Raw genomic sequence first — 11,720 nt, 5'->3', positions numbered from 1 at the left:
CGACCGCGCCCTACCGGCCGGTGAGGAGGGTGGCGTAGCGGGTGCGCAGCTCGCGCTTCAGCACCTTGCCGGTCGGGCCGAGCGGGAAGTCCTCCGGGGTCCGGGCGATCAGGACGGCGGCGAGGGCGGCCAGCCCGGCCCCGGCCAGCGCCTTGTTCGCGGCGGACCGCACCTCCTCGGCCTCCGCCCCGGCCGCTCCGGCCTGCAACTGCACCACGGCGATGGGCTGCTGGCCCCGGCCGGACCCGGCGGGGACGCCGACCACCGAGCAGTCCCGGACCAGCTCCGCGCAGTCGGCCAGCAGCACCTCCTCGATCGGCAGGCTGTAGGCCGGGCCGTCGACGGTGTCGATGACGTCCACCGTGCGGTCGAGGTGGTGGAAGCGGCCGTCGGCGTCCCGGCGGGCGACGTCGCCGGTAAGCCAGTAGCCGGCCAGCTCGAAGCTCGCGGTCAGCCGCTCGTCGTTCCAGTAGCCGGGTGTCAGGGAGGGAGCGTCGACGGCGAGCAACCCGACGGTGCCGTCCGGGACTTCCCTGCCGTCGTGGTCCAGCACGGCGGCCCTGCGGACCACCTCCAGCGGCTTGCCCACACAGCGGTCGTCCCGGGCGCTCTCCGGCGTGGTGACCTGGCCGAACAGCGCCATGCCCATCTCCGAGGAGCCCAGCCCGTCGATGAACTGCGAACCGGGCAGCGCGGGTTGCTCCTCCTTCTCGTGCGGCAGCAGCCAGGGGCGGATCAGCCCGGCGGGCCGCTCCCCGAGGGTGACCAGCCGGCGGATGTGTCCGTGGTGGGCGCTGTCACCGGTGTTGAACCAGGAGTGCACCCGGGCCGCGCCGCGCACCGGCAGCTCGCCGGTGGCCAACTCGACGAAGGTGCGCGGGAAGGAGGCGACCATGGTCGGCTGGAAGGCCTCCATCACCGGCTCCACCACGGCGCGCCGCCAGTCGGACATCACCACGGTCGGCAGGCCGAGCAGCACGGCGGTGAGGAAGTAGCTGAGGCCGCCCGCGTGGGTGTGCGGCATCAGCGACATCAGCCGGTCGTACGGCTCGGCGGGGAAGCGCACCATCCGGGGCTGCTTGCCGTCCCAGAACCGGCGGTGCGCCAGCATCGTGGACTTGGGGGTCCCGGTGGTGCCGGAGGAGTGGATCAGCGCGACCACGTCCTCGGCCGCGTGCCGGTACGGGTAGGCGTCGGGCAGCCGCGCGGCGGCGGCGTCGAACGCCCGGACCTCGGCGGCCAGGGCGAGGAAGCGCGGGCGGCGCTGCGGGTCCTCCCGGTAGGCGGCGGCCAGCCGGGTGGTGTCGTCGGCGACCACGCCGACCACCCCCACGTGGTCCAGGTAGCGGACCATCACGTCGTGCCGCATCGCGTCGTTGACCAGCGCGGGGACGGCGCCGAGCGCGCTGAGCGCGAGGAAGTGCAGCAGCGGCTCCAGGCCTTCGCCGATCACGACGGCGACCGGTTCGCCGGGGCGCACCCCGTTGGCGTGGTACCAGGCGGCGTAGCGGTCGCGCAGGGCGACCAGGTCGAGCAGGCTGTGGCCGCGCAGCACCACCTCGCCGCGGTGGTCGGTGCGGTGGGTGAAGACGAAGGGGACGGAGCGGTGGGGGTTGGCCGCGACCGCGTGGTCGAGGAAGTTGCCCGCCCCGAGGTCGGGTTCGGTCATCAGCCGCTCTCTGGCGGCGAGGGGCGTGAGGGAAGTCTGGTCGCTCATGGCGGTCTCCGGACGTGGGGTGCCGTGCGCGGGCTCTCGTGGAACCGGCGCCTGGGGACGTGGGGGTGAGGAGGCGGAGCGGACGGCCGTCGGGGCCGGGGAGGGGGCGGGGAGGGGGTGGGGAGGAGGTGCTGCGGACGGCCCGTCGGAGGGGCCTGGGAGGGCTGGTGAGGAGCCGGGGAGGCCGGGGAGCAGCCGGGGAGCAGCCGGGGAGGGGGTGGGGCGGCGGGTCAGAGGCGGTCGAGGACCTCGGCGACCACCCGGTGGCCGGAGCGGATCGCGCCCTCCATCAGCCCGAAGAAGGCGGTGCTGGTCTCGGTGCCCGCCCAGTGCACCCGTCCGTGCGGCGTGGTGAGCGTCGGGCCCAGCCGCAGCCAGTCGCCGGGGCCCAGGAGGGCGGCGTAACAGCCCCGGCTGAACGGGTCGTTGAGCCAGTCCGTGACGTGGAAGCCGGTCGGCTCCGGCAGCATCGGGAACAGCCGGGCGGCCTGGGCGAGCGCCTCGGCGCGCTGCCGCCGCGGGGTGAGCGCGGCGAAGCGGTGCGCCTCGGCGCCGGTGACGAAGCCCGTCAGGACGCCGATCCCGCCCTCGGGGGAGTCGTCCACGGTGGAGAGCAGCGGCCCCCGGGCGTTGACGGACCAGCCGGAGAGGCCGTGCTCGCGCCAGAGCGGCGCCGGGTAGACCAGGTGGACCTTGACCGCGCAGCCCCGCACGGTGCGCTCCCCGGCCCGGGGTACGGGCAGGGCGGGCCGGTGCTCGATCGCGTCGGCGAGCAGCGGCGGCAGCGCCAGGACGGCGACGTCCGCCCGGTGGCCGCCCCGGCCGGTGCGCACGGTCACGCCGCGGTCGTCCTGGTGGACGGCCCGGACCGGCTCGCCCAGCCGTACCCGGCCGCCCAGCCGCTCGGCGAGCCGCTCGCACACCTGGTGGGCGCCGCCGTCGATCCGGTCCTGCTGGGCGCCGCCGGCGAAGGCGTTGAGGTAGCGCAGCCCGCCGCCGGAGCGCAGGTAGAAGGCGAGGTGCAGGACGGAGACGTCGGCCGGATCGGCGGCGCACATCTCGCCGAGGAAGAGCGGGAAGAAGCGCCGGGCATCCGGGTGGCTGAGGTGCCGCTCGGCCCACTCGGCGGCGGTGCTGGTGTCGAGCCGCTCGGCGTCCGGGGTCAGCCAGGGGGCCTCCGGCCGTACGGCGGCGGTGAGTTCGGCCAGGCGGTCGAAGAGGTCGCCGAGGGCGACGGCGTTGAGCGGCGGGAACCGGCCGTCCCGGGTGGCGGCCTCGCTGTCGGCGTCGGCGGTTCCCTCGGTGGTGCCGTCGCCCTCGGCGGTGCCGGGGGCGATGGCGGTGTCGGGGTCGGTGGCGGTGGCGCGGTCGGTGCCGGCTTCGCCGCCGAGGGCGAATCGGCTGGCGCCGAGCATCGTGGTGGGCGTGGTCTTGAGACCCAACTCGGCCGTCATTGCCAGGAGTTCGGTGTGCCGGTCGCCGAGGTAGGCGGCGCCGGCATCGACCCAGGCGCCGGGCGCGGCCTCGATGCCGTGGGTGCGTCCGCCGACCCGCTCCCGGGCCTCCAGGACGGTCACCTCGATCCCGCGGGCGGCCAGTCCGGTCGCGGCGGTGAGGCCGGCCAGGCCGGCGCCGACCACGACCGCGCTGCGGACGGGGGCCCCGGGGCTGTGGCCCCCGGGTCCGTGGTCTCCGGGTCTGGGGCACCCGGGTCTGTGGCCGTCGGGTTGGTGCTCCCCGGATCCGTGCTCCCCGGATCCGTGCTCCCCGCTCATGCGGCGGCTGCGATGCGTTGCGCGAGTCGGCCGGGGCTGGGTGCGAGCAGGAAGTCGTCGAAGGTCAGCTCGACGCCGTGGGTGCGGGCGACGGTGCTCAGTACCCGGGTGGCGACCAGCGAGTCCCCGCCGAGCTCGAAGAAGTCGGAGTCGACGGTGACGTCCTCGCGCTCCAGGACGCGCCGGAAGACGGCCACCAGGGCCTCCGGGGTGGCGGGGGTGGTGGGCCCGCTGCCAGGGTCGGCGCTGCTCACGGGGGTGCTGCTTGCGGGGGTGCTGCTCAGGTCAGTGCTCAAGGGAGGTCTCCTTCGACCCGTCGGGGGGAGCCGCGTAGCGCAGGTGGCAGCCGGCCCGGTCGATCTTTCCGCTCGGGGTGTGCACCAGCCGGGGCACCAGGGTGATCCGGCCCGGTACGAGGTGGCCGGGCACCCGGGCCCGCAGGTGGTGCAGCAGGTCGCGGTCCAGCGCCCGGCCCGCGTCGTGCGGGCGCGCCACCACGTACGCGACCAGGGTGGTGCGGCCGGCCGTGGTGGTGCCGGTGACGGCGGCCGCGGTGACGTCGGGGTGCGCGGTGAGGTGCGCCTCGACCTCGGCCGGGTCGACCCGGATGCCGCGGACCTTCAACTCGCCGTCCAGGCGCCCCCGGTGGGTGAGCAGCCCGTCCGGTCCGCGGCTCATCCGGTCGCCGGTGCGGAAGAACCGCCGGCCGTCCAGGGTGGTGAACCGCGCCGCGGTGGCCTCGGGCAGGCCGAGGTAGCCGAGCGCGACACCCGGTCCGCCGATCAGCAACTCGCCCTCCTCGTCGAGGTGTTCGACGACGTGCGGCAGGGCGCGCCCGATCGGCGCGGCGGTGGCGCCGTCCCAGGACCGCCCGGGTGCCAGCGGGCCGGCGAGGTCCACGGCATGGGTGATCTGGGTGGTCTCGGTGCAGCCGTAGGTGTTCAGCAGCCGGACGCCCGCGGTCGGCAGCCGGGCCCAGTCGGCCAGCCGGGCCGGGCCGGCCGCCTCCCCGCCGATCACCACCAGGCGCAGGCAGGAGGGCAGGCGGTCGCCCGAGTCGACCAGGTGGTGGACCAGTTCGTGCCAGAAGGCGGTCGGCAGGTCCAGCACGGTGATCCGCTCGCGCTCGACCATCCGCAGGAACCGGGGTAAGGAGCCGCTGTGCGCGTCCCGGTCCAGGACGAGGGTCGCGGCGCGGGTGAGGGTCGGGAGGATCTCCTCGAAGCAGGTGTCCCAGTTGGGCGAGGCGAACTGGAGCACCCGGTCCTCGGGGGTGAGGCCGAACAGCTCGCCCAGCGCGTGGGCCGTGGCCGCGACGGCCCGGCGGGGCGTCACGACGGGTTTCGGCTGCCCGGTCGAACCCGACGTGAAGAGAATGTAGGCCGGTTCTTCCGGGCCGGGCCCGGCGGGATTCGCCGGGTGCCTTCCCGGGGGATCCCCGGTGAATTCCGTTGGTTCCGGTAACTCCACCACGGTGGTGTCGAGCCGGAGGATGTCGCCGGATCGTCCGGACACCGCGGTACGGCACCGCGCGGCCGCCGCCATGGCGTGTCGGCGGCCCGCCGGGAATGCCGGATCGACGGGGCAATAGGTGCCCCCGGCGGTCAGCACGCCGAGAAGTGCGACCACCGTTTCCGGTGCGTGGAGGGCCGGCACGGCGACCGTGCCGGGATCCGGGCCCAGGCGGGTGGCCAGGGCGTTCGCCGACTCCAGGAGTCGGCCGTAACTCAGGGCGAGTCCGTTGTGGACAATCGCCGGACGACGGGGATTTCGACGTGCGATATCGCTGAACACGTCGAGCAGGTCGGGGGCGACCTGGAGAGAACCGTGACTAATTGACATGCCCGCCCCAAATGGCGCTGAGAAGTGCTCATCCGTGCTCGGCGAACGGCGACTCTACCTTCGAACATGCGTGGCGACAATGGATGTTGAGGCGGTTGTTCCGGGAAGCCGTGACGGAACCGTGAATCTCCCCCGCGGGTTCGGTCGTTCGCATGGAGACGGTATGCGGTCCAGGATCTGACGGGGCGTCGGATTCCGAACTCCCGCGCCGGGCACGGCGGAGCGGTGGCCGTCCGCCCTCGCCCGTGGTCCGCGCGGCCACCGCCGTCCCGGCGCCGTCAGAGCCAGTTCCGTTCGCGGGCGGCGAGCGCGGCGCGGAAGCGGTTGGGCGTTCCCAGGCGGCGCAGGAGCGCGGCGACATGCCCCCGGTAGGTCCGCAGGGACATGCCGAGTTCCCGTGCGCCCGCCTCGTCCTTGTCGACCCGCGCCATGGTGCGCAGGACGCGGGTCTCGGTCTCGCTCGGCAGCTCGTCCGCGAGGTCGAAGGCCCGTGACCAGCGGGATTCGAAGAGGGCCAGCAGGTGTGACAGCAGTCCCGGCTGGCGGACGACCAGTGCGCCGCTCGTGATGTCCGTGGCGTCGGTGGCCACCAGGGCGGTGTGCCGGTCGAAGATCACGACGCGCTCCAGGGAGCCGGCGGTCAGCCGCACCTGAGCGCCCCGGTCCGACAGTTCCGCGGCGAAGCGTTCGACCTCCGGGGTGCGCAGAGCCCCGGAGTGCACGATGGTCCTCATCCGCAGGCCCCGCCGCAGGCAGGTCAGATCGGAGCTCCTGACCGCGTCGAGGGCCGCGGCGAGGATCGGCCCCGGATGGGTGGTCAGCCGCTCCTCGCGGGCGAAGAAGGACAACTCCTCCACGCAGGCGACGACTTGATCCACGCCCTCGACATGCCGCAGTTCGGCGACCGGGGCCTGCTGCCCCGCCCGCCGGTCCGCGGCCAGGCTGTCCACCAGGTGGCGCGACGAGGCGACTCGCCGGATTTCGCCCTGGAGGCCGCGGATCCGCGTCCGGGCCAACCGGTCGACCACGGACGCCGGATCCGCGCCGTGGTACGTCCGCCCGTCGTCCGTGGTCACCGCTCCGAGCTCCCGGAGCCGCTCGACCGCGGCTGCGGCGTCCTCCCGGTCGAGTGCGCACCCGAGGGCGATCGCGGCGAGCGCGATGCCGGGTGACCGCAGGGTCATCCGGTAGACCGCCTCCTCGCGCGCGCCCACTCCGAGGATCGCGAGCGTATTGCCTGTCACCGTGTCCATCCCGACTGCCTGCCGATGTCCGAGGAAGCGGGCGGCCGGAGCCTGCCGACTCGGACCATCCGCCGACGGAGATCGTCCAACGCGCCCCGGAATTCCCCCAGGGACCAAAGTCCGTGCCCGACGGGACCAGGTGCCCGGGACGCATCGGGAGGATCCGTGGGGAATCCGGGATTCGATCGGCGGGGACGATCATCCACTTCGGCGGGTAAAGGGCTTGGAAGGCAGCGCGATTGACGGTACGTCGGCGGTCCGCTCGGCGCGCGTACGGTGCCCCCGGTCCGGGAATCGCCCCATAGGGCGCGCCTATGGCGCCATAGAACGGCCACGTCCGGGCGCCCAGCCGCCGGGACCCATGGCCGGGCGTGCAGCAAGTTGCAGCCCTGATCGCAGGAAGTGCACGACATTTCCGGCCGTCGACCGCTCCTGCCGTCGATAGCGTTTCCCGGGCCCCGGAGTGCCGATGACGAGGCGGTCGCCCCGCGACGGCCCGGGGGTGCGGGCCGGATCGACCGAGCCCGAAGTTTCCTGTGCCGCAGGGGAGAAGAGACGAAGTGACACGTACGCAAACAGTTCGATCCGCCGTCGCGGTGCTCGCGGGCGGAATCCTGGCCGGCGGAACACCGATGACGGCGGTCGCGGCGGAGGGCGACGCCCGCGACGGCCGGATCGTCGTCACGGACGCCTGGAACGTCGAGAGCGACTACATCGCGCACGTCCGGGAGCCCGAGGGCAAGGACGACGGGCTGCCCGGTGGCCTGCTCAAGGTGACGACCCGGGACGGCGGCACCCTCTTCGCCTACTGCCTGGACTCCGGCACACCCCTGAAGCCCGGCGCCACGTACCGGGAGGACGCTTGGTCCGAGGTGCCCACCCTGCAGGGGAACCCGGTCGCGGGGAAGATCAACTGGATCCTGCAGCACTCCTACCCGACGATCTCCGAGACCGCGCTCGGCGAACTGACCGGCAGCAAGCTCACCAAGGGGGCGGCGGCCGGCGGGACCCAGGCCGCCATCTGGCGCCTCACCAACCACGTCAAGGCGGTCCCCTGGAACCCGGCCGCGGCGACGCTCGCCGACTACCTGGTGGCGCACGCCGAGGAGGCCGAGCCGCCCGCCCGCCCGCTGACCCTCGCCCCCGACACGGTGACCGGGACCAGCGGAACGGTCATCGGCCCGATCGGACTCGCCACCACCGGCGACCAGGCCGAGGTCTCCCTCGACCCCGCGGCCGTCGCGGCCGGGGCCGCGCTGACCGACCGGGACGGCACCGTCCTCTCCGACGCCGGCGGCACGCTGGCCCGACCGGCGAAGAACGGCGAATCGCTGTTCCTGAAGACCCCGGCCGGCGCGCCGCCGGGCAGCGCCACCGTCTCCGCGACGGCGTCCGTGCCCGTACGGGCGGGGCAGGCGCTGGTGAGCCCGGACAGCCAGCCGCTGGCCCTCGTGAAGGGCGACCGGATCCCCGTGGCCGCCGCCGCGAAGGCGAGCTGGGTCACCGGCGCGGCGCCCTCGCCCACCGCCACCCCGACCGATCGGCCGAGCCCGTCCCCGACCCACTCGGCTGGCCCGACCACCCAGCCGACGCGGCCGTCCCCGACCGGTACCGCCGACCCGACCGCCACCGACGACCCGACCGCCCCGGGCCCCTCGGGCACGCCGACGCCGGGCGGGTCCACGAGTGCGTCCCCGAGCGCGACGGCGGCGCCGTCCTCCGGCATGACGCCTCCGGGCGGCGCCGGTGGGCCGGCACTCGCCTCCACCGGTGCCGGGAGCGCCCTCGGTCCCCTGGCCGTCGCCGGGGCCGGGCTGATCGCGACCGGTGGCGCCCTGGCCCTGCTCCGTCGGCGGGGCCGACGCCGCACGAGGGACTGACCGGGGCCGGGCGCCTTCGGGGCCTGAGCGCGCCGGTCTCCCGTGGAGCCCGGGGGGTCACGACCCGATCGGGGCCTCCCAGGCCAGCCGGGTGCCCCCGCCCTCGGCCGGGTCGACGGCGAAGGTCCCGCCGACCCGTTCCGCCCGCTCGGCGAGGTTGCGCAGCCCGCTGCGCCGTCCACCGCCGGGCACGCCCACGCCGTCGTCGGTGACGGTCAGCGTCACCCGGCCGGCGAGTGCGCGCAGCGTCACCTCGACCCGGGAGGCGCGGGCGTGCCGGGCGGCGTTGCTGAGCGCCTCGGCGAGGACGGCCACCACGTGCTCGGCCAGCTCCTGCGGCACGTCGGTGTCCAGCAGGCCCTCCATGCTGAGCCGGGGGGCGAAGCCGAGGGGCCCCTGCGCCTCGGTGACCACCCGGGTGGCCCGGGCGCGCAGGCCGCGGTCGGGTTCGCCGTGGGCGCGCAGGCCGAAGATGGTCGAGCGGATGATCTTGATGGTCTCGTCCAGGTCCGCCACCGCCCGGGCCACCCGGTCCGCGGCGGCCGGGCTCTCGATCAGCCGGCCCGCGCTCTGCAGCGTCATCCCGGTCGCGAACAGTCGCTGGATCGCCAGGTCGTGCAAGTCCCGGGCGATCCGGTCGCGGTCCTCCAGTAGGGTCAACTGCTCGGCGTCGCGCCGCCGTTCGGCCAGTTCCAGGGCCAGCGCGGCCTGGTCGGCGAAGCCCAGCAGCGGACCGGTCTCCTCCGGTCCGAAGGCCGGCTGCCCCTGCGCCCTGGCCAGCAGCAGCACACCCCGCCCGTACCCGGGCCCGGTGCCCAGGGGGACGGCCACCGCCGGGCCCAGCCCGTCGAAGCGGCCCGCCGGTCCGGCCGGGTAGCGGGCGTCACCGGCCAGGTCGTCGCTGGTGGCCGGCGAACCGGACGCGTACGCGGCGCCGGACAGCGTGCCGTCCACCGGCACCGTCACCCCCAGCCGGACGGACGGCCGACCGCCCAGCGCGACCTCGACCGCCAGCTCCTCGGCCCGCTCCTGCGTCCACGCCAGCGCCACCGACACGTCCGCCAGCTCGGCGCCGGAGATCTCCCGGGCCCGCCGGGCGATCAGCTCGACCACCTCCAGGCGCGGCGCGCCCGACAGCAGACTGCGGGTGATCTCGGTGCTCGCCCGCAGCCAGCGCTGGCGCAGCTGCGCCTCCTCGTACAGCCGGGCGTTGTCGATCGCCACCCCGGCCGCGACGGCCAGGGTGGCGATCACCGCCTCGTCGTCCTCGTCGAAGTCCAGCCCGCCGCGCTTGTCCGTCAGGTAGAGGTTGCCGAACACCTCGCCGCGCACCCGCACCGGCACCCCCAGGAAGGTGTGCATCGGCGGGTGGTTCGGCGGGAACCCGGCCGAGGCCGGGTGGTCCGACAGCACCGGGCAGCGCAGCGGCCGCGGCTCGCGGATCAGCTCGCCGAGGATGCCCCGGCCGGCCGGGGGCGGGCCGATCGCCGCCATCTCCTCGTCGGTCAGGCCCACCGTGAGGAACTGCGACAGCGAGTGCCCGTCCGGCCCGATCACCCCCAGCGCGCCGTAGCGGGCGTCCACCAGGTCCACGGCGGCCTCGACGATCCGGTGCAGCGCCTGCGCCAGGTCCAGCTCGCGGCCGACCGCCAGCACCGCCTCCAGCAGGCTGTGCACCCGGTTCTGCGTCCCGCGCGCCGCATCGATCCGCCACTGGAGTTCCTCCAGCAGCTCGTCCAGGCGCAGCCGGGGCATCCGCGCGCCGCCGCCCGCCGCGTCGCCGTCCGCTCCGCCCACCGCTGTCCTCCTCGTCGTCCTGCCCCTGACCGGCCGTCAGCCGGCCCCACTCCGACCCCGGCCCAGGTGCCGTCCGACCAGCGGGATCGTCCGGTTCACGGTAGTGGCAGGGTGTCGGCGGCCGGTACGGCGGGGGTCGCCCGTAGGCTCCGCCCGGCGGGCCTTTCGTCCTGCGGGCCTTTCGTCCTGCGGCCGAGGGTCCTGCGGCCCTGTCGCCGGGCCGGAGGCGACTGCCAGGGTGGGGGAGGAGCGGACGGGGCGTCAGCCCGCACCGGCCCCGCGCCGACCCGCCCGGCACCGGAGAGGCGCAGCACGTCACCGCAGCAGGTAGCCGCAGCACGTTGACCACAGCACGGAACAGCAGCACGAAACAGGAACAGCAGCACGTCACAGCAGCACGTCACTGAAGCACGTCACCGCCCAGTGCCGACACCCCCTGGAGGAACCGCCGATGACCGAGCGAAGCGATCCGACGTCGACCGTACTGGCGGGGGTGGACGGCTCGCCCCAGAGCGCCGCCGCCGCCCACTGGGCCGCCGAGGAGGCGGTGCGGCGGGGCGCGTCGCTGCGTCTGGTGCACGCATGGCCGTGGCTGACCGACGGCGTGGACTCGTTCGCCGATCCCGAGCACCTGCCCGAGGCCGTCCAGCGGGCCCTGGCCGAGGTGGCGGCCGACCTCCGAGCCCGCCACCCCGAGCTCGCCGTGCGGACCGACGCGGTGCTGGACGCGCCGATCGACGGCCTGGTGGCCGCCGCGGCGGACGCCGAGCTGCTGGTGGTCGGCTCGCGCGGACGGGGCGGCTTCGCGGGCCTCCTGCTCGGCTCGGTCAGCATGGCGGTGGCCGGGCGCAGCGCGGTGCCGGTGGTGGTGGTGCGGGAAGGGCAGGTGGAGGAGGGCGGTGGCGACGGCGCGGCCGAGGTGGTGGTCGGCGTCGACGCGCACGGGCCGGAGCAGGAGCAGGACGTGCTGGCCTTCGCCTTCCGGGAGGCGGCCCTGCGCGGGGCCCGGGTCCGGGCGGTGCACGGCTGGGACCTGCCGCCCGTGTTCGGCTACGCGGGCGGGGCCGTCCCGGCGGCCGAGATCGCCCAGCTGGAGGCGTTGGAGGCGAAGCTGCTCGCGCTCGCGCTCGCCGGCCCCCGCGAGCGGCACCCGGACGTCCCGGTGGTCGAGAACGTCCGGCTGGGCGCGGCCCGCGGCCTGGTCGAGGCCTCGGCCGGGGCCGCCCTGGTGGTGGTCGGCCGTCGCCACCGCGAGTTCGGCCCCCGCCTCGGCCGGGTCGCCCACGCGGTGCTGCACCACGCCGAGGCGCCGGTGGCGGTCGTCCCGCACGGGTGAGGTCGCCAAAGGCCCAGTGGCTGCCGGGAGTTCGGCTCTGTGTCCTGCCGGGTGCGGCGCCGCCCAGCCGAGGGCGGCGCCGCACCCGGCCCGCCCTCGGCGGGGGAGTGCGGCGGCCGGCCCGGAGCG

Annotated in this window: 8 protein-coding genes; 2 read left to right on the top strand and 6 right to left on the bottom strand. The window is 75.4% G+C overall.

The features are described 5' to 3' along the window. Positions 1 to 10 precede the first annotated feature (10 nt). From ACZ6Y7_RS24085 to ACZ6Y7_RS24065, 5 genes are all read right to left on the bottom strand, one after another. Positions 11 to 1,717 carry a class I adenylate-forming enzyme family protein gene (locus ACZ6Y7_RS24085; protein WP_465759995.1) on the bottom strand — a complete coding sequence of 569 codons (1,707 nt, stop codon included), beginning with the start codon at positions 1,715 to 1,717 and terminating at the stop codon, positions 11 to 13. A 230-nt stretch (positions 1,718 to 1,947) separates the two neighbouring features. Next, positions 1,948 to 3,357 carry a flavin monoamine oxidase family protein gene (locus tag ACZ6Y7_RS24080; protein WP_465759994.1) on the bottom strand — a complete coding sequence of 470 codons (1,410 nt, stop codon included), beginning with the start codon at positions 3,355 to 3,357 and terminating at the stop codon, positions 1,948 to 1,950. Between the two features lie 131 nt (positions 3,358 to 3,488). After that, positions 3,489 to 3,788, bottom strand: coding sequence for an acyl carrier protein (locus ACZ6Y7_RS24075; protein ID WP_465759993.1), 300 nt, complete (start codon positions 3,786 to 3,788; stop codon positions 3,489 to 3,491). Beyond that, positions 3,778 to 5,334, bottom strand: a complete 1,557-nt coding sequence (locus tag ACZ6Y7_RS24070; RefSeq protein WP_465759992.1) for an AMP-binding protein — start codon at positions 5,332 to 5,334, stop codon at positions 3,778 to 3,780. Before ACZ6Y7_RS24070 ends, ACZ6Y7_RS24075 begins: the two co-directional genes overlap by 11 nt. A 278-nt stretch (positions 5,335 to 5,612) precedes the next feature. Beyond that, positions 5,613 to 6,587 carry a helix-turn-helix transcriptional regulator gene (locus ACZ6Y7_RS24065; RefSeq protein ID WP_465759991.1) on the bottom strand — a complete coding sequence of 325 codons (975 nt, stop codon included), beginning with the start codon at positions 6,585 to 6,587 and terminating at the stop codon, positions 5,613 to 5,615. A gap of 551 nt (positions 6,588 to 7,138) precedes the next feature. Here ACZ6Y7_RS24065 and ACZ6Y7_RS24060 point away from each other — a divergent pair. After that, positions 7,139 to 8,458 carry a thioester domain-containing protein gene (locus ACZ6Y7_RS24060; RefSeq protein WP_465759990.1) on the top strand — a complete coding sequence of 440 codons (1,320 nt, stop codon included), beginning with the start codon at positions 7,139 to 7,141 and terminating at the stop codon, positions 8,456 to 8,458. Positions 8,459 to 8,515: 57 nt separating this feature from the next. On the opposite strand, the gene ACZ6Y7_RS24055 is transcribed toward ACZ6Y7_RS24060, so the two are convergent. Further along, complete coding sequence (locus tag ACZ6Y7_RS24055; protein ID WP_465760112.1) at positions 8,516 to 10,213, bottom strand: sensor histidine kinase; 1,698 nt, start codon at positions 10,211 to 10,213, stop codon at positions 8,516 to 8,518. 493 nt (positions 10,214 to 10,706) lie between these two features. Between ACZ6Y7_RS24055 and ACZ6Y7_RS24050 the strand changes: the two genes are divergently transcribed. Further along, positions 10,707 to 11,591 carry a universal stress protein gene (locus tag ACZ6Y7_RS24050; protein WP_465759989.1) on the top strand — a complete coding sequence of 295 codons (885 nt, stop codon included), beginning with the start codon at positions 10,707 to 10,709 and terminating at the stop codon, positions 11,589 to 11,591. The last annotated feature ends 129 nt before the right edge of the window (positions 11,592 to 11,720 follow it).

This window comes from Kitasatospora sp. NPDC053308 (genome assembly GCF_055585785.1).
Note: the sequence above shows the minus strand (reverse complement) of the source record. Positions and strands in the feature narration are given on the sequence as shown.